This is a genomic window from Streptococcus downii, from assembly GCF_004353325.1.
GTDB lineage: Bacteria > Bacillota > Bacilli > Lactobacillales > Streptococcaceae > Streptococcus > Streptococcus downii.
The window spans coordinates 49,057-68,567 of record NZ_MZNX01000002.1 but is presented as its reverse complement, the minus strand read 5'-3'; the positions used below and the strand labels follow the sequence as shown (position 1 = coordinate 68,567).

14 protein-coding genes are annotated in these 19,511 nt (G+C 41.7%); 3 read left to right on the top strand and 11 right to left on the bottom strand.

Translation table 11 applies throughout. The features are described from left to right. Window positions 1-135: 135 nt before the first annotated feature. The 3 genes from E2R31_RS00960 to E2R31_RS00950 form a co-directional block, all read right to left on the bottom strand. The gene (locus E2R31_RS00960) at window positions 136-2,097 is read right to left on the bottom strand and encodes a peptide ABC transporter substrate-binding protein (RefSeq protein WP_132972355.1); all 1,962 of its coding nucleotides are present in this window, start codon (window positions 2,095-2,097) and stop codon (window positions 136-138) included. 143 nt (window positions 2,098-2,240) lie between these two features. Beyond that, on the bottom strand, window positions 2,241-4,208 hold the full coding sequence (locus E2R31_RS00955; protein ID WP_132972353.1) for a peptide ABC transporter substrate-binding protein: 1,968 nt from the start codon (window positions 4,206-4,208) through the stop codon (window positions 2,241-2,243). Window positions 4,209-4,376: 168 nt separating this feature from the next. Beyond that, window positions 4,377-5,987: a glycoside hydrolase family 13 protein gene (locus E2R31_RS00950; RefSeq protein WP_132972351.1), complete on the bottom strand. Its 1,611-nt coding sequence runs from the start codon at window positions 5,985-5,987 to the stop codon at window positions 4,377-4,379. A gap of 152 nt (window positions 5,988-6,139) precedes the next feature. Between E2R31_RS00950 and E2R31_RS00945 the strand changes: the two genes are divergently transcribed. Next, window positions 6,140-7,624 carry a DUF1846 domain-containing protein gene (locus tag E2R31_RS00945; protein WP_042902876.1) on the top strand — a complete coding sequence of 495 codons (1,485 nt, stop codon included), beginning with the start codon at window positions 6,140-6,142 and terminating at the stop codon, window positions 7,622-7,624. Between the two features lie 135 nt (window positions 7,625-7,759). Here E2R31_RS00945 and E2R31_RS00940 read toward each other — a convergent pair whose 3' ends face one another. Genes E2R31_RS00940 through E2R31_RS00920 form a run of 5 tightly spaced genes read right to left on the bottom strand, consistent with a single transcriptional unit; the run spans window position 7,760 to window position 11,688 of the window. After that, window positions 7,760-8,791 (bottom strand): sensor histidine kinase, encoded by a 1,032-nt coding sequence (locus E2R31_RS00940; RefSeq protein WP_084945099.1) that lies wholly within the window; start codon window positions 8,789-8,791, stop codon window positions 7,760-7,762. Then, the gene (locus tag E2R31_RS00935) at window positions 8,758-9,456 is read right to left on the bottom strand and encodes a response regulator transcription factor (RefSeq protein ID WP_084945098.1); all 699 of its coding nucleotides are present in this window, start codon (window positions 9,454-9,456) and stop codon (window positions 8,758-8,760) included. Before E2R31_RS00935 ends, E2R31_RS00940 begins: the two co-directional genes overlap by 34 nt. A gap of 12 nt (window positions 9,457-9,468) precedes the next feature. Next, window positions 9,469-10,191: an ABC transporter permease gene (locus E2R31_RS00930; protein WP_000588278.1), complete on the bottom strand. Its 723-nt coding sequence runs from the start codon at window positions 10,189-10,191 to the stop codon at window positions 9,469-9,471. Next, window positions 10,191-10,979, bottom strand: a complete 789-nt coding sequence (locus tag E2R31_RS00925; RefSeq protein WP_132972349.1) for a lantibiotic ABC transporter permease — start codon at window positions 10,977-10,979, stop codon at window positions 10,191-10,193. Before E2R31_RS00925 ends, E2R31_RS00930 begins: the two co-directional genes overlap by 1 nt. 1 nt (window position 10,980) lies before the next feature. Beyond that, window positions 10,981-11,688, bottom strand: coding sequence for an ABC transporter ATP-binding protein (locus tag E2R31_RS00920; RefSeq protein WP_132972347.1), 708 nt, complete (start codon window positions 11,686-11,688; stop codon window positions 10,981-10,983). 285 nt (window positions 11,689-11,973) lie between these two features. Between E2R31_RS00920 and E2R31_RS00915 the strand changes: the two genes are divergently transcribed. Continuing rightward, on the top strand, window positions 11,974-12,456 hold the full coding sequence (locus tag E2R31_RS00915) for an S-ribosylhomocysteine lyase (RefSeq protein WP_000032557.1): 483 nt from the start codon (window positions 11,974-11,976) through the stop codon (window positions 12,454-12,456). Window positions 12,457-12,513: 57 nt separating this feature from the next. Here the strand turns inward: E2R31_RS00915 and E2R31_RS00910 are convergent, their stop codons facing one another. Next, the gene (locus tag E2R31_RS00910) at window positions 12,514-14,619 is read right to left on the bottom strand and encodes an ATP-dependent Clp protease ATP-binding subunit (protein WP_132972345.1); all 2,106 of its coding nucleotides are present in this window, start codon (window positions 14,617-14,619) and stop codon (window positions 12,514-12,516) included. A gap of 397 nt (window positions 14,620-15,016) precedes the next feature. Then, entirely contained in the window at window positions 15,017-17,332 is a 2,316-nt protein-coding gene (gene pflB, locus E2R31_RS00905; protein WP_132972391.1) for a formate C-acetyltransferase, read from the bottom strand. A 236-nt stretch (window positions 17,333-17,568) separates the two neighbouring features. Here pflB and dinB point away from each other — a divergent pair, with 236 nt between their 5' ends. After that, window positions 17,569-18,630, top strand: coding sequence for a DNA polymerase IV (gene dinB / locus E2R31_RS00900; RefSeq protein ID WP_132972343.1), 1,062 nt, complete (start codon window positions 17,569-17,571; stop codon window positions 18,628-18,630). 34 nt (window positions 18,631-18,664) lie between these two features. On the opposite strand, the gene E2R31_RS00895 is transcribed toward dinB, so the two are convergent. After that, window positions 18,665-19,510 (bottom strand): undecaprenyl-diphosphate phosphatase, encoded by an 846-nt coding sequence (locus E2R31_RS00895; RefSeq protein ID WP_132972341.1) that lies wholly within the window; start codon window positions 19,508-19,510, stop codon window positions 18,665-18,667. Window position 19,511: the final 1 nt, after the last annotated feature.

Here is a 19,511-nt window from a genome sequence, read left to right as displayed (position 1 = left end):
ATTCCATTTATTTCCCTAATTCTCAGCGTTTTCATTCATTTTTTCTTAGCTATATTTCGAAGTGATCGCTTTCATTATTTAGGAGCTTGAGCAAACAAAAATAAGATCCCTTGCAAGAGACCTTATTTCAACTTTTTATTTAACGTGGTTTGAAAATTCTTTTTGACTCTTTTCGATAGCTTTTTTACTTTCTGCTTCCCACTTAGCCTTGGCTTCATCAAATTGTTTCTTGGTAACAGGATCTTTTTGTAATCTCATGTACTTGTAATTATTTCCGTCACCCTTGATTCCCACTAGAGAGTAGGCACGTGTAAACGGAGTTACTTTGGTTACAGAGGCTGTACCACCATTTGACATAGCAGACATGACCAGAGAATTGTCGATCATCCAAGCTTGAGCTTCAGCGTATTTTTCATAACGCTTAGCGACATCTTTGTTCTCAGCATCTGCTTCTTTCAGGAGTTGTGTATAGGTATCTAACCCTAGACTCTTGATGAGCTCTTGGTCATCCTTGGCGTCAATACCAAAAATCTTGAGATAGAAGCCAGTTTCAGCGTTGAAGGGATCTAAATAAGTTGATGGATCCTGGTAATCACCAACCCAACCATCAAAGTTTAGGTCGTAATCACGAGCTGCTGGATTTGGTGCTAGGAAGGCGACATTTCCAAAGTCATCTGTCGAAAGCTGTTGAACATCAATGACGATATTGTCAGAACCTAGTACTGTTTCAAGGGTTTGTTTAACCGAGTTCATACCAGAGACCGCATTTTTATTCGTCTGATCAACAGGGACATCCAAATGGATTGGGAAAGTCACGCCTTGGGCTTCCAATTCCTTTTTGGCTTCCGCAAATTTTGCTTGGGCCTTTTCCTTGTTAAAGTAGGCATCTTGAGCATCTGCCAAATTGATACCTGACCACTCAGTTCCGTAGTTCACAAGCTTAGAAGCTGTTACTTCTCCAAAAGTCTTATCTCCCACCTGGACAAATGTTGGGGGAACAAGGGTATTTCGAAGGGTCTTACTTGCCGCTTCTTCACCGTTAGATTGGGCAGAGTAGGCTGTTCGATTAATACCAAAGTTGATAGCCTGACGGAAATTTTTATTTAAGATAGCTGTTTGCGTTGAGTTCTTTTGTTGATCTGATGTTTTTGCAGTATGGTTATAGGCTTTACGGTTAACGTTAAAGTTGAAGTACCAAGAAGTCTTGTCCTGCAAGCTATAAACGATATTGTCTTGGTATTTTTCTTTCGTCTTAGCATAGTTCGAACTATTTGGATAGACTCCTGCAATCGAGTAAGCACCACTTTCAAAGTTTCGAATGGTCATCTCCTGATCAGAGCCATCAAAATAAGCCAGTTTAACTTTTTCAATGGTTACTTTATCATGGTCATAATAGTGTGGATTCTTCACATATTCGATCGAAGATTTTGATGTAAAATCTTTTAACAGATATGGTCCATTATAAAGGATACTGTCTGGTGTCAAGGTACCAAAATCTTTATCCTTTGATTTCAAGAACTCTTCGTTGACTGGGAAAAGGATACTATTGGTTGTTTTTGAGTTCCAATAAGGTTCTGGCCGTGTCAAAGTATACTCGACTGTGTAGTCATCCAAGGCTTTGACACCAACTGTTGTGAAGTCATTGGTCGCACCTGTCACATAGTCATTCAATCCCTTGATAGAATTTTGAATGAGATCCATGGCTTGCCCCTTGTTGTCCGCAGCATATTTGATCCCAGCGACAAAATCCTGAGCTTTGACTGAAGCATATTCCTCACCATCAGCCGTATACCACTTGGAATCTTTTCTGAGTTTGTAGGTATAGGTCAAACCATCTGCTGAAACAGACCAATCTTCAGCTAGAGCTGGCGTTAGATTGCCATAGCTATCATTTTCCAGCAAACCATCTACAAGATTGGTAATAACGGCAGTGTTATCCGCATAATAATCTAGAAGATAGTTAAAAGTTGTCGGATTCGCACTAAATGTGGATGAATAAGTGCTTGTATCTGTGTTGGACTGTCCACATGCCGAGAGCAAAATCCCTGTCGCTAAGACAAGACCTGTCCCGATAAGTCTTTTTTTCATTTTCATCATTCACTCCTTTATGTCACTTTTTATAACATAGGCATATTTTATCAAATTTATTCAAAAATGTAAAGTTACTGCTTTTATGACAACTGGTATCTCAAAATAAAAAAGGAAGCACAGTTTCTGCAACTTCCTTTTCTATTTATAGATTACTTGACGTGTTTTTCTAGCTCTTTTTGGTATTTGGCATTTGTTTCAATCTTTTCTTTCTGCCATTTCTTGAGAGCTTCTTCGTATTCTTTTGTAGTTACGACATCCTTTTGCAGCTCCAAACCTTTGAAGACAAATGGATCTCCCTTGATTCCGACTTGTGAGTATGCTTTTGAGAACGGTACAGTTCGGCTAACAGTTGGAGAACCACCTGAAGAAGCTACTGGGATTAAGAGTGAGCTATCTGATACCCAAGCTTGAGCTTTAGCGTATTTCTCATAACGCTTATTGAGGTCACTGGTTTCAGCTGCGGCATCATCCAAGAGTTTCTTGTATTCGTCTAGACCGACTTGAGCCATCACTTCTGGGTCTTTTCCACGGGTGATACCCAAGTGTTTAAGGGCAGAACCCTTCTTAGCATCAAGAATGTTTAGGTAGGTAGCTGGGTCCTGATAGTCTGGTCCCCAACCAGTTCCGTTCAAGTCATAGTCTTTTTGTGCTGGAACCTTAGCTTGAGACGTAATACTCATTTTTTCATTATCTGTCATTTGAAGGACATCGACGATGACATTCTCTGTACCAAGTGTTGACTCGATAGACTGCTTGAGTGAGTTAGTCTGTTGAACCGCGATTACATCTGTTTGTTCAACGGGGATGTCCAAACGGATTGGGAAGGTCACACCCTTGGCCTGCAATTCTGCCTTAGCCTTTGCAAAGGCTGCCTTAGCTTTTTCAGGACTATAAATCGTATCCTTGCCATCTGTAAGGGCTACATCTTTCCACTGGTCACCATAAGAAACGAGCTCTGCCTGAGCCAACTCTCCAAAGGTCTTTTCACCTACTTGAACGTAGTCATGAGGTACTAGGCTATTACGGATAATCTTGTCCGCCCCTTCTTCACCATTCAACTGAGCAGTGTAAGAGTGACGGTCAAGGGCAAAGTTCAGTGCCTGACGGAAGTTCTTGTTGAGAAGAGCTTCTTTGGTTGATGTTTTTTGAACTTCGTCTGTTTTGGCTGTTTTATTGTAAGATTGACGGTTTACGTTAACAGTGAGATAGTAGCTTGTCGCTTCTTGTGGACTGTAGACAATCTTATCGCCGTACTCTTTTTTAGTTGATTCAAAGTTTGAGCTTGTTGGGAAGAGACGAGCTGTTGTATAAGCACCTTGTGTAAAGCTGCGAATCAAAGATTCTTGGTCGGAACCATCATAGAAAGTTAGTTTGATGTTGTCAATCTTAACATTGTCCTTATCCCAGTAGTTTGGATTCTTTTCATATTCGATGACTGATTTTGAAGTCAATGATTTCAAGAAATAAGGACCGTTATAAAGAATACTTGATGGTGTTGGCGCACCGTAGTCGCTCCCTTTAGAATTCAAAAACTCTTCATTAACTGGAAGCATGGTTGCAGTTGTAACTTTAGAGTTCCAGAAACTTTCTGGTTTGTTGAGCGTGTATTCTACCGTGTAATCATCAACAGCCTTAACTCCTACAGTAGAAAAGTCATTGCTTTCACCACTGATGTAGGCAGCCAAGCCTTTGATAGAATCTTGAAGGAGAGAGAGGCCGTCTGATTTACCGTCAGCTGCGTGTTTCAGACCTGTAACAAAGTCTTGAGCCTTGACTTCAGCATACTCTTCTCCATCAGAAGTATACCATTTTACGCCCTTACGAAGTTTGTAGGTATAGGTCAAGCCATCTTTAGAAACGGACCAGTCTTCTGCAAGTGATGGAATTAAGTTCCCATACTTATCATTTTCCAAGAGGCCATCGACAACGTTGGCTATAACGTCAGAAGTTGAGCTCTTGCTCGTCACGCTGTAGTCCAAAGATGATGGATCTATTGCATAGACATAAGAAAATGTCTTGGGAGCATCAGCCTTCTTTTCGCTTTGCCCACAAGCAGTTAACAGAAGGGCTGCACTCAAGACAGCACCTGCTCCTAAGAGCCACTTTTTCGATTTCATAAGTAATCTCCTTAAAGATAGTGTTTTCACCATTATACCCTATTTTTTCATAAAAGCAAGGACTTTCGCCAGATTTTTTAGAAAATTCTAACAAATATTTTTTTAAGATTTTTCTACACAATTTTTAGTAAAAAACCTCAAGCTTTTGAAACTTGAGGTTCTCTCATTTTAGTCAGTCATTTCCACACAGAAGGCATCCCATGGAGCCAAGGTCTGTTTCTCAAGCGCTTCTTGAGCCACAGTGTTTTCAATCAAGACAGATTTCACTTTTCCTTCTACTGAAAAATCTTGTTTTTCATTGGACAAATTAGCCACGACTAGGAAACGACGGTCTCCGTCCTTGCGGATATAGGCAAAGACCTTGTCAGCCGTATCAAGTAGTTCAAAGTCAGCTCGAATCAGCCAGCTATTTTCCTTACGGATCTGAACCAGCTTCTGATAGGTATAGAAAATAGAATCTGGATTTGCCAGTGCTTCTTGAACATTGATTGCTTGATAGTTCGGATTAACTGCCAACCAAGGTTGACCTGTTGAGAAACCAGCATTTTTGCTCTCGTCCCATTGCATTGGGGTACGAGCATTATCACGCCCGATGACACGGATGCTGTCCATGATTTCCTCTATAGAAACGCCTTTTTCAAGAGCTTCACGCGCATAGTTGAGAGATTCAATATCTTCTACTTGGTCCAGTGTTTCAAACGGATAGTTTGTCATCCCAATCTCTTCACCCTGGTAGATATAGGGGGTCCCTCTCATGAGATGAAGCAAAATCGCAAAGGCTTTAGCAGATTTTTCACGGTATTCTTGGTCATTTCCCCAGATAGAGACAATACGAGGGAGGTCATGATTGTTCCAGAAGAGAGAATTCCAGCCGTCCTCAACTCCTAACTCTGTCTGCCATTTGTTGAAGATTTCTTTTAACTTACTGATATTCAGCTCTTTTTGGTAATACCACTTAGGTTGCCCTTCCTGATACTGAAGACAGATGTGTTCAAACTGGAAGACCATAGACAATTCTTGTCCCTTTGGATCCGAGTAGAGCTTAGCAATCTCTGGCGTTGCTCCCCAGGTCTCTCCTACTGTCAAGAGATCTTTGTCGCCAAAGGTCGCCTGATTCATTTCCTTGAGATAGGGATGGAGCATAGGACCATTATTCACTACCTTCTCATTAGGAATTTTCCCAATCATGTCAATGACATCCATACGGAAACCACCAATACCTTTATCAATCCAGAAGTTCATCATCTCATAGATTTTCTGACGAAGTTTTTCATTCTCCCAGTTGAGATCCGGCTGTTTCTTACTGAAAAAGTGGAGATAGTATTGACCCGACTTTTCATCGTATTCCCAAGCAGACCCACTAAAGATAGACTCCAAATCATTGGGCTCATCTCGCCAGATATAGTAGTCACGCTCAGGGCTATCAGGATTCTCACAAGCCTTGACAAACCATGCGTGTTCATCTGAGGTATGATTGACCACCAAGTCCATGATAATTCGAATATCACGTTTCTTAGCTTCTGCGATGAGTTGGTCCATGTCCTCCATGGTTCCGAAAATAGCTGCAATCGCTTGATAATCAGCAATATCGTAGCCATTATCATCCATAGGGCTATCATAAACAGGAGAAAGCCAAATCGCTGTGATTCCTAACTTGGCTAGATAGTCCAACTTACTAGTAATTCCTGGCAAATCGCCAATCCCATCTCCGTTGCTATCCATAAAACTCTTTGGATAGACTTGATAGACTACGGCATTGTGCCACCATTTTTCTTGCATCTTCTTACCTCATTATTTTAATAATCTATAGTCTATGATAGCGCTTTTTTTAACTTAGTGCAAGCGTTTGCCTAATCTTTTTGATTTCTTTTTTGACTCCGTAGTTTCCTATCTTCCAATTTTTTATTATAATAGAGATCAGAGGTAAAAAAATGAAAAAACAAGCTTTTAGTTCTGAACAATATTTGAATCTACAGCGCGATCATATCTTGGAGCGCATCAACCAATTTGACGGCAAGCTCTATTTGGAGTTTGGTGGCAAAATGTTAGAAGATTTCCACGCTGCTCGTGTCCTTCCTGGTTATGAGCCTGACAATAAAATCAAGCTCTTGCAAGAATTGAAAGAGCAGGTTGAAGTTGTGATCGCCATTAACGCAAGCAACATCGAGCATTCTAAAGCGCGTGGCGACCTAGGCATTTCTTATGACCAAGAAGTTCTTCGTTTGATTGATAAATTTAACGAATTGGGAATTTTTGTTGGCTCAGTTGTCATCACACAATACGCTGGCCAACCTGCTGCAGATGCCTTTCGCAACCAGTTAGATAAAAATGGGATTGATTCTTATCTTCATTATCCAATCAAAGGATATCCGACGGATATGGATCACATTATTTCTCCCGAAGGCATGGGGAAAAACGACTACATCAAAACCAGTCGCAACTTAATCGTCGTAACCGCTCCTGGACCTGGTTCTGGAAAATTGGCAACTTGTATGTCCAATATGTACCATGACCAACTCAATGGCATCAAGTCTGGTTACGCTAAGTTTGAAACCTTCCCAGTCTGGAACCTGCCCCTTCATCATCCAGTCAACTTGGCCTATGAGGCTGCCACCGCAGACCTTGACGATGTCAATATGATTGACCCTTTCCATCTCCAAACCTACGGAGAAACCACTGTCAACTACAACCGTGATATCGAAATCTTCCCAGTTCTCAAACGTATGTTGGAACGTATCCTAGGTGAATCTCCATACGCTTCACCAACAGACATGGGTGTCAACATGGTTGGTTTCGCTATTACAGATGATGAAGCTGCTGTCGAAGCTTCTAAACAAGAAATCATCCGTCGCTACTATCAAACTGTTCTTGATTTTAAAGCTGAAAAAGTCGGAGAAACTGCTGTCAAGAAGATTGAACTTCTCATGAACGACCTCGGTATCACACCTGCAGACCGCAAGGTTGCTGTCGCAGCACGCCAAAAGGCAGAAGAAACTGGTGGCCCTGCCCTAGCCCTTGAATTGCCAAATGGGGAAATCGTGACTGGTAAAAACTCTGAACTCTTTGGTCCTACAGCTGCTGCCTTGATCAATGCTATCAAAAAATCAGCTGACATCGCTAAGGAAGTGAAACTAATCGAGCCTGAAGTCGTCAAACCAATTCAAGGTCTTAAAATCGATCATCTAGGTAGCCGCAATCCTCGCCTCCACTCAAATGAAATTTTGATTGCACTTGCAATCACAGCTATGGAAAATCCTGATGCTGCGCGTGCCATGGAAGAACTTGGGAATCTCAAAGGAAGCGAAGCTCATTCAACCATCATCTTGACCGATGAAGACAAGAACGTCCTTCGCAAACTAGGTATCAACGTAACCTTTGACCCATTCTACCAATACGATCGCTTGTATCGCAAATAAATAAACAAGGCTGGACAAAAACTCAATTCGAGATAAAAATCCAGTAAATCTTTACATAATAAAAAAATCAAACGCATAATATCAAGTCTTTTGGACACTTGGTATTATGCGTTTTTATGATTTTTCCATCCTCATTTATTTCAATGAAATTGTCAACTCGACAGAGGCTCCTCCTTGGTCTAGATTGAGCAGGGTCAGACGACCACCATGCAAGAGAGCTACCTGCTTAGAAAAGGCTAAGCCGATACCATGATGGGGATTAGCTGAATTGCGGCTTTGGTCACTCTGATAAAAGAGCCGTTCCGCTCCTAGCAGCATCTCCTCTGAAAATGCAGGTCCATTGTTCCAGATAGCAAAAACCAACTGGTCCTGCTGCACTGATACCATCAGCTTGACTTCCTTTTGATTCTGGTCTGCATGTTCAAGCGCATTCAGTAAAATATTGAGCAAAGCTCGCTTGAGATAGTCCAAATGAATGGACAATCTCAAGCTAAGATCACAATCTTCTTGGAGATAAAAACGATAGCTTTCCTGTTTACTGAACAGTGCCCAATCGTCCTGGAGATAAGCCAAAAAGTCCTCTAAGGAAAGCTGACTGAACTGATTAGAATCAATCTGAAAAGCCTTAGCGTAATCAATAAGAGAGCCACAATATTCTTCCATCTTGTAACTAGCCTGCAAAATCTCAGCAGCATAGTCTGCCTGTGGCTGTCCTAACTGCGCCAATTCCAAGAGCTCAGCATTCCCCTTAATCACAGTTAGGGGCGTTTTCAAATCGTGCGATGTCGCTGATAGCTGTAAAATCAACTCCTGATTATGCTGCTGCTCTTTTTCTAGAAGACGAGCATTTTCTTGGTGGCTACTCCGTAAATCGCTATAGACTTCGAGCATTTCCTCGATCCGAAAAAGCTGGCTTTGATTTTCTTCTAAAAGCTTCTTACTCGTTAGCATTTTTATTTCCCTGTCGATTTTTCGGAGCAATTTCAAAATATGATAAAAAGTAATCAGCAGCAAGCTCCCCGCCCAAAAGAACAAGGTGAAAAGAACGTGATCACTTCCTTGCGTAAATTCATAACCTATAAGCACAAAAATCAAAACATGGAAAAAGACGATTTTTAAACTAGTTGTCCAGACTAGGCTTTTGAAATTACGGGTTCTAATTGCCATCTATAGCCTACTCCTCTCACTGTTGTGATTGCTTGTAGCCCTTCTTGTTTACATTTTTGACGAATCTGATATACGTATTCTGAGATGGAACGAAGCTGTGTTTCTGAGCTTTCTGGATAAAGCAAAGTATGCAGGCGTTCAGCTGAAAAGGTCTGCTTGGGATTGCTAGCTAGTAAATGCAGCAACTTAAACTCTCGCTCTGAAAATTTCAAGACTTTACCAAAACAGATAATTTCATAGCGCTCTGGATAAAATTGACAAGAAGCAATCTCAGAATAGCGCTCCTCACGTCTTTCCTCCCGCCGAAGATGCGCCCTGACACGCGCCAGCAATTCGTTGGTCCCAAAAGGCTTGACAACATAGTCATCTGCTCCGCGAAAGAGCCCTTCCACCTTGTCCGCCTCCAATTCCTTGGCCGTCAAAAATATGATGGGACACGAAAGATGAGGACGAATGTAGGAGCACAGCTCAAAACCATTAACAGGCTCCATCATCACATCTAGCAAAATCAAGTCATATCCGACAAAATGCGTCAGCTCTAGCTCTTCTATTCGATCAAGCGTCGTCACATCATAAGCATCGAGCTCTAGGACATTTTTCACCAGCTTCAAAATGCTCCGGTCGTCATCAACCACCAAAATACGATACTGTCTCATGATTTCCATTATAGCATACCTCTAGCGAACATCTCGTTTCAAGGTCAAGAATATAGCAGAGCTCCAAATCAAAGCTAGCCAGAACAGCTGTATTCCCAACCCTGATAGATCTATCGAATTCTGAAGCCCTTCATACTCAAAAAGATTTAGCGTAGCCAGATCGGGCAGGTACTTTGCTTCTTTGATAAAAGTTGCCAATAAACGGCTAAGACCAATCAAGAGAGGAAATAGCACCGACACCGGCACAACCCAAGATTGAAAGAGCAAAGCGAGGCCAGCAGCTAAAAGAGCCAGAAAAAGATTGCTGAGAAGACCAAAAGAGCTGTAATAGAGGAATTTCCCCAGTAAGGGCCAGCTAAAGTCTAGGTCAAATCGAGCCAGCATAACAAAGAAACAGCTGCCTATCATGACACTGTAGAGAACCAAGAGCAGAACGGCCAGAAAAAGGAATTTCCCAGCCAACCAAGCCTTTCTATTTGATACGGTTAGAAAATTCGTTCGCATCCCAGACTTGACAAACTCCTGGGCAAAATAGAGGGAAGTAAAGATGACGATGACAGGCTGCGCCAGATAGAGAGCATGCAAAGCTTCACTCAGAGCCTTTGTCTGGCCAACTGCTGTCTGACTGTAGTCAAGATTCATCAGAAAAAAAGGAACGACTACCAGAGCCACAAATGCGGCACCAAGAACGAGATAGTAAGAACGAAACTTAATCCATTCACTTTTAAGCAGAGCTTTTATCATCAGTAGCGTCCTCCTAAATCCGTCTTCAAAAAGCGCAGAGAGGCCATGACGCCGATGACTAGCAACCATACGCTTATTATCAAGAGTCCTTGCAAGGGATTGTTGGCATATTGGGAAGTTGGCGTTGCAGCAAACAACTCTACTGCTGGCTGTGGCAAATATGCCCCCCAACTCGTGTGAGCAGCTAGGTAGTTTCCCAGATTATAGATCTGGGGTACGAGAAATAGCAGAGGAACTAGCATGGTCCGAGCCAATAAACCTAACAAAAATGAAAGGATCCCCAAGAGGGTTAGAGATAAGGTTTTCCACAAAATCAAACTCCAAGCTGCCTGATTGAGCAAAATCGGATCAAGCCCTTCCTTTCCTAAAGCCAGATGCATGACCAAATAACTAAAGTAAATTGATAAAAAGTTGCTGGCAAGAGAAAAGCAAGTAAAGGTCATAAGTTTTCCGACAAGCAACTTCAGTCGGTTATTACAGGTCAAGAGGCTAGTTCTCAAGCTATGAGACTGAAATTCCATAGCCCCCAAAATTCCAGCTAAAATGACCAAAACCATGCCCGCCATAGAAGCTCCATTGAGGCCTAGATATTCCAGCGGGTCAATGGCTTCTGCCAGACCGGGAACCGTCTTAGGGGTGGCATCCAAGCCAATAGACAAATACTGTCGCCCCTCCAGCCAGGATACAGCAGGCACCAATAGCAGCATGAAGGCCATACTCACTCTGAAAGCCTTGGTTGAGCGAATTTTCAACCATTCTGAATGCAATAAGGACATCGTTTCTTTCATCTTAAACCTCCTCTGTCAAATCAAAGAAGAGATCTTCTAGACTGTCTGAATCTTGCAGTACCTCTTCCAATTGTCCCTGCTCAATAATTCGCCCATGATGAATCAAGACTACATCATCTGTCACCATTTGCACCTCTGATAGGATATGAGAAGATAGAAGTACCGTTTTCCCTAAATCAGCCTGCTGACGGATGAACTTTCTAAACCACTTAATCCCACTTGGATCCAGTCCATTGGTCGGCTCATCTAATATAAGAAACTGAGGATCACCCAGCAAAGCTGCAGCCAAACCCAAGCGTTGACCTTCCCCCAGAGACAGGCTTGACAAGAGGTCCTTCCTCTTATGAGCAATTCCAGTCATCTCCAATACCTCATCAATCCGAAACTTAGGAATAGCATTACTCGCCGCAATAATCCTCAAGTGGTCATAGACCTTACGATTTGGCAAACCGCCAATGCCGTCAAAGGCTGCACCTACCGTTCTGAGTGGATAAGTCATTGACTGATAGGTTTGTCCATCAAAAGTCGCAGTTCCTGCTGTCGCCCGATCTAACCCCAAGAGAATCCTCAAGGTCGAGCTTTTACCAGCACCATTCGGGCCCAGAAAAGCTGTAATCCGCCCGCTTCTAGCTGTAAAAGAAATATCTTCCAAAATCTGCTTGCTGCCATGCTTCTTGCAGACTCCTTCTATTTTCACCATATGTTCCACACTGAACTCCTTTATCTTTATTTTCTCCAGTATATCCAATCTAGTTCAGAATTAGTTCAGAGATCGAGCAAAAATTCTAAAAGTTAATCCCACCTTTCAAAAGTCGCTCTAGCTTCATTAGAAAGAACTCAGTTTTTCTTTTCCTTTACTTCATTCTTTCTTTATAATCCTGAGGGTTTTGTATGGAGACTTTGTTATAATGCTAGTCTCAAAAAGTCATTTATTAAACTCCATCAAGAGCAGGCTTTATGATATAATGAAAGAAGAAAACTGAAAGGAACGACCATGTCAAAAGAAGTTATTGTTGAAAGTTTTGAACTTGACCACACCATTGTTAAAGCCCCATATGTCCGCTTGATTGGGGAAGAAACTGGACCAAAGGGAGATGTCATCTCCAATTTTGATATTCGTTTGGTGCAACCAAATGAAGACTCTATCCCTACCGCTGGCCTTCACACTATCGAGCACCTCTTGGCCAAACTCATCCGTACCCGCATTGACGGCATGATTGACTGTTCACCATTTGGTTGCCGTACAGGCTTCCACATGATTATGTGGGGGCGTCATACCAGTGCTGAAATCGCGGCTGTTATCAAGGATTCGCTCAAGGAAATTGCTGAAACCACTACTTGGGAAGATGTTCCTGGAACAACCATCGAATCTTGCGGAAACTACAAGGACCACAGCCTCTTTTCTGCTAAAGAATGGGCGAAACTCATCCTGGAACAAGGAATTTCAGATGATGCCTTTGAGCGTCATGTCATCTAAACAAATAAAGGAACCAGCTTATTAGCTAGTTCCTTATTTTTTTCTCAAAATCTTAAGTTAGGCTTTTTCACGAATGACCAAAACGCCATCTTCCATATCTGCTTCCAAATGTTTGGCATCTAGGTGATCCAAGTGGAAGTCTGTTACCTTATCACGGATTTGTTGTTCAACCACGCGTCGGAGAGGACGAACGCCCATGACTTCGTCATAACCTTCTTCTGTGATAAAGTCCTTAGCTGCTTGACTGACTTCCAAATCAATGTCTTTCTTAGCCAAGGTTTGGTTGACTTCAGCCAACATCAAGTCCACAATCTTAGAAAGATCTTCCTTATTTAAGTGTGAGAACTCGATAACTGCATTAAAGCGGTTAAGGAACTCTGGACGAAAGAATGGTTTCAAGCGATCCATCAACTCTGGTTTATCCGCATCTTCTGTCAAATTAGCTTCATAGCCAAATCCAGCATTTGATGTTGCGATAATGACCGTATTTTTAAAGTTCACTGTATTTCCTTGACCATCAGTCAAACGACCATCATCCAAGACTTGGAGGAGAAGGGTAATGACTTGAGGATCAGCCTTTTCAATTTCGTCCAAGAGAATGATAGAATAAGGATTGCGACGCACACGTTCTGTCAAGGTATTGCTATTGTCATCATAACCCACATAGCCTGCTGTTGTACCAATCAACTTAGAAACGGCTGTGCGGTCACTGTATTCAGACATATCCAAACGAATAATAGCATCCTTAGTTCCAAACATATCGAGTGCCAATTGCTTAGCAAGTTCCGTCTTACCAACCCCAGTAGGACCTACGAAGAGGAAGCTACCGATTGGGCGATTACCTTCATCAAAACCAGCACGGTTACGACGGATAGCACGAGCCACTGCTTCTACTGCCTTATCTTGACCAATAACCTTGTGTTCCAAACGATGGGCCATATCCTTGAGACGTTCGATGTCTGACGCTCCCATTTGTGATACTGGAATACCTGTCATTCGTTCCACAGATTCGGCCACATCATTGACAGTGGCAGTCACTTTCATATCTTCTGTGTGGTTTTCGACTTTTTTCTCCAATTCTGCAATGCGTGTTTTGGCATTGAGAGCTGCTTCAAAGTCTTCTGCCTCAACTGCTTTTTCTTGCTTGTCTTTTTCTGCCTCAATTTCACGTTCAACAGCATGAACATCTGTTACTGGATGTTGAGCTGCCAAGTGAGCTGCCGTTACATCGACAAGATCGATGGCTTTGTCTGGCAAGCTACGTTGAGGAATGTACTGGATTGAATAATCCACTGCTGCTTTCAAGACTTCGTCTGGCAAGATGACATTGTGGTGTTGTTGATAGAGGTCACGAATCCCTTGAAGGATTTTAAAGGTATCCTCTGCTGAAGGAGCATTGACCTTGACTTCGTTGAAACGACGAGCAAGAGCTGCATTTTTCAAGATGGTGTTACGGTATTCGTCTTGAGTTGTCGCTCCAATAACGGTCAATTCACCACGAGAGAGAGCTGGCTTGAGAATGTCCGCAAGCCCTTTAGAACCACTGTCTCCTCCGATTGAGCCAGCGCCAAGGATTTGGTGAATTTCATCAAAGAAGAGGATAATATTCCCTGCTTCTTTTACTTCATTGACTAGATTTTGAACGTTTTCTTCAAAGCTACCACGGTATTGAGTACCAGCCTCAAGACCTGAGATATCAATAGAAATAATTTCCTTGTTCTTGATGGCAGCCGGAACATCTCCATTCACAATCGCTTGTGCTAGACCTTCTACAACGGCTGTCTTACCAACACCTGCATCTCCGACCAGAACAGGATTATTTTTCGTACGACGTGAGAGGATTTCAGATGTTTCTTGAATTTCCTTGTTTCGTCCGATAACAGGATCCAACTTGCCCTCACGAGCTTCTGCGGTCAAGTTACGACCTAGTTTAGCAAGGACACCATCTTGTTTCATACCTGAAGCGTGTTGTTGCATTTGCACATCAGATTCTGCATTTCCTGGCAATTGACCAGTTGCACGATAGTGAGCAAATTCCTCAGGTGTCACTTCACGTCCATTAATCAAGTAGCGACGATTTTCAGAACTATATCCTCGCATACCTCCCATCAATTGGTTAAATAAATCATCCATGTTGTTAAAGTTATTAAAGTTGTTGTTCATATTCTTTACCTCGTTTATTCTTAATTATATGCGATCTCTGATATTGACTATCTTTGACCTTTGTTTTAAAAATTTTAGACTAGCTAACTAGCTACCCTACGTATAATTTCTGGTTTTTCTTTCTTAAATAAGCCTTTTATCATCTTCTTTTCAAAATCTGTTAGATTTAACATAGGCCTCACCCCTTTCTAGGGTATCTATCATACATTTTCAAGAAATAGGATCATTGAAAATGAAGTTTTCTAAGGAATTCATTTTCCTTATGTTTCTACTATACCACTTTAGTCAGTAAAAGTCAATAACTTTTTGACCAAATTTGACTAATTTTTAAAAGAATTTTCAAGGACGCAAAAAAGCCAGTCATATCGACTGGCTTTCTTTCTATTCTAATTGAATCTTAGCTCAATGCATCATCCATTGAAAGAACTTCGTGGAAGACACGTTGTGTCAATTCAGTTTTTTGTTCTGGAGTGAGGTATTTAGTGTTTACACAGTATCCAGAGATACGCACGATAACATCTTCACCTGACATGATCTTTTCGTAAACATCGTTCAAGTCCATAACGTTCAAGTTAACGTGTTGTCCACCGTTTTCAAAGTAACCATCAAGGATTGTTACCAAGTTATCAACTTGTTCGTCACGAGTCTTACCAAGAGCGCGTGGTGAAACTTGAGTTGTCAATGAGATACCATCAGCTGCGTAACTGAAGTCAAGGCTCGCAAGTGAGTTCAAGTTTTGCAACCATCCACCTTTAGCTTTGTTAGATGGGTTAGCACCTGGTGAGAAGAATTCAAGTTTAGACAAGTTTACAGAACCATCTTCGTTGAGGTATACACCTTTATGGACTGGTGAGTTACCAGTTTGTTTAGAGTAAGCAACGTTAGATGTGATGGTCAAAAGTGATACTGTAGCTTCTGCGTCTTTGTATAGTTTGTGGCTACGTAGACGAGTTGTGTAAGCTTCGATCAACCATTCTGCTAATTCGTTTGAACGTGGGTCATCTTCACCCCAACGTGGGTATTCACCGATTGTTTCGTAATCGTAGATGTAGCCATTTTCATCACGGATCGGTTTAACCGTAGCGTACTTGATCGCTGACAATGTATCAACAGTGTTTGCAAATCCACAGATACCGAATCCCATGTTGGCACGTTGTTTAGTTGGCAAGAAGGCCATTTGAACAGCTTCGTAGTTGTACTTGTCAGTCATGTAGTGGATGATGTTCAAAGCATCTACGTAAGTGTCAGTCAACCAGTCAAGAGATTTTTCAAAGTTCGCTTTAACTGATTCGAATTCAAGAACTTCGTCACGGATAGGGTCGATGTCAAATACTTTGTAGTCTTTGTGAACATCGTCGTAACCACCGTTCAAACCAGTAAGAAGGGCTTTAAGAACGTTTACACGAGCACCGAAGTACTGGATGTTGTGGCGTTGATCTTCGTTTTCTGGGTCAAGTGGTGACACACAGCATGAGATACAGCTCATTTCACCATATCCATCTTTAGCCATTGTTGTTACACCTTCGTATTGGATAGAAGAGTGTTTATGGCTCATATGCATACAGTAGCGACGGAAGTTGTATGGCAATTTGTCAGTCCAAAGAACTGTCAAGTTTGGCTCTGGAGAGTTACCGATATTGTCAAGAGTGTTCAAGAAACGGTAGTCCATCTTAGTAACACGGTGACGACCGTCGTTACCCATACCAGCCATAGAAGTTGTGATGAAAGTTGGGTCACCTGAGTACAATTGGTCATAAGCTTTTGTACGAGCAAATTTAACTGTACGAAGTTTCATAACGAAATCATCAACAAATTCTTGGATTTCTGATTCAGTAAATGTGCCACGAGCAAGGTCACGTTCTGCAAAGATGTCCAATACGATTGGCACACGTCCGAGAGATGTAGCAGCACCGTTGATAACACGGCAGACAGCCATGAAGGCGATGTTAACCCATTGGATCGCTTCTTTAACGTTCATCGCTGGTTTGCGAACATCAACTCCGTAAAGGTCACCCAAGCGAACAACTTGTTGCAATGCTTGGTATTGAAGGTTTACTTCTTCACGAAGACGGATTGTTTCTTCATCAATCTCTTTAATTGCATTCCAGTCGTTTACTTTTTCTTGCATCAAATAGTCTGCACCGTAAAGAGCAAGACGTGCGTAAACACCGATGATACGTCCACGTGAGTAGGCATCTGGAAGACCAGTTACAGTGTGAGCGTGACGAGCACGACGGATGTTTGAAGTGTAGGCACGGAAGATACCGTCGTTAACTGTTGTTACGTATTTAGTAAAGATTTCATGAACAGCTGGGTCTGGTTCGTATCCATTTTCTTTCAAAGTCGTTTCAGCCATACGGATACCACCTTTTGGCATGAAGTTCAATTTGAAGAGTTCATCGTTTTGGATACCGAAGATAACTTCGTTTTCTTTGTCGATAAATCCAGCAGGAATATCAGCAATAGATGTTGGACGAGTGTCCATTGGGAAACGAGTTTCTTCGTAGTGAGCCTTAGTTTCTTCTACGATTTTTTTGATGTGAAGTGAACGTTCTGTTGGTCCAGCAAGGAAACTTTCATCTCCATCGTAAGGTGTGTAGTTAGCTTGAACGAAGCGAGAGATACTTGCTTTTTCTTTCCAATCTACGCCTTTGAAGCCTTCCCAAGCTTTGTCAAAAATGTCTTGTGCTTCAACAACTGTCTTAACAACCATGTTAATGTCCTCATTTTTCTTTCTAGTAACAGTCATCTGTTACATTCATGAGACCAGTATACCATACAGTAACCGATTTCAACAAGCAAAAAAAGGCTTTTTCATCACTTTCTTTTCTAATACAGTCTGTTTATCGGCGCAATCTGTGTTATATATTTGAAAGAATGAGTACTCTTTTCCATTTTTTCAGAAAAAAAGGTATAATGAATAAAAAATGACATTAGAAAGGAAGCAAAATGCTCATATTTCCATTGATTAATGATTTGTCCAGAAAAATCATCCATATCGACATGGATGCCTTTTTTGCTGCGGTGGAAATAAGAGACAATCCTAAGTTAAAGGGCAAGCCTGTTATCATTGGGAGTGACCCCAGACAAACAGGCGGACGAGGAGTTGTGTCTACTTGTAGCTACGAGGCACGAGCTTTTGGTGTTCATTCAGCCATGAGTTCTAAAGAAGCTTATGAGCGTTGTCCTCAAGCCGTCTTTATCTCGGGAAATTATGAAAAATACAAAACTGTGGGACTTGAGATTCGAGCTATTTTTAAACGCTATACTGATTTGATTGAACCTATGAGTATTGACGAAGCCTACTTGGATGTGACGGAAAATAAACTTGGTATCAAGTCAGCTGTCAAAATAGCTCGTCTCATCCAACAGGATATCTGGCAGGAACTACACCTGACTGCTTCTGCAGGTGTGTCTTACAACAAATTCTTAGCTAAAATGGCCAGCGATTATCAAAAACCACATGGTTTGACAGTTATCCTCCCAGATCAGGCCCAAGACTTTCTCAAACAAATGGACATTGCTAAATTTCACGGTGTGGGCAAAAAAACAGTTGAACGCCTTCATGAAATGGGTATTTATACTGGTGCGGACTTATTGGACGTCTCAGAAGTCACTTTAATCGATCGGTTCGGCAGACTCGGTTTTGACCTTTATCGAAAGGCAAGGGGCATTCATAACTCGCCGGTCAAGTCCAATCGCATTCGTAAGTCCATTGGCAAGGAAAAAACCTATGGAAAGATCCTACAAGTAGAAGAAGACATTAAAAAAGAGCTGACTCTACTCTCCGAAAAGGTAGCTCACAATCTCAGCAAGCAGGACAAAGCTGGAAAAATCATTATCCTAAAAATACGATATGCTGACTTCTCCACTCTGACTAGACGAAAAAGTCTCCCACAAGCAACACAGGACGCTAGTCAGATTTCTCAAACTGCCCTTCAACTCTACGAAGAACTAGCTGAAAAAGAAAAAGGTATCCGTTTACTAGGAATTACGGTGACAGGATTTTAAAAAGCTTGAAGGAAAATTCCCTCAAGCTTTTTTCTTATACAAATAAACGCACAAAACTATAAAGCAACAAGACGCTACCGAGTACAATACGGTATTTACCAAAGAGTGTAAAGTCGTGTTTCTTCACATAGCTGGTCAAGAAACGAATAGCAACCATGCTGACCGCGAAGGCAACACCCATAGCGACTAAGAGCAGGAATAATTGCCCAATACTCAAGAGTTGACCTGCTTTAATAAATTTGAAAATCTTTAAAGCACTGGCTCCGAACATAACAGGAATTCCGAGATAGAAGGTAAACTCTGTTACGACAGAGCGGCTTGTACCATTCAACAAACCACCAACGATAGTCGCACCAGAACGGCTAGTTCCTGGAAAAAGGGCGAGGACTTGGAAAAGCCCGATGTAAAGGGCTGTTTTATATGGCAACTTGTCTAGCTCTGTCACTGTTGGTTCAATGGCTTGCGCCTTATTTCGTTTTTCAAGATAGATAAAGGCAACACCATAGATAATCAACATGATTGCAACCGAAACCATGTTATGGAAGTTGGCATCAAACCAATCATCTAACTTAAAGACCAATAGTAAAGGCAAGGTTGCAACGAGAACTTTTGACCACAATTGCCAAGTTCGACGAACTTCTACCTTAGTTTTACCAGGTTTGAAGGGATTGAGCTTGTTAAAGTAAATGACCATAACTGCTAAAATGGCACCAAGCTGAATGACAACATTAAACATGGACATGAAGGCTTCATTTTGGTCCTTGTATTGTACAAATTCTTCAACCAAGATCAAGTGGCCAGTACTTGAAATGGGCAACCATTCTGTAATTCCTTCAACAATCCCAAAAAAGATTGACTTCAAAATTTCAATAAAATACATA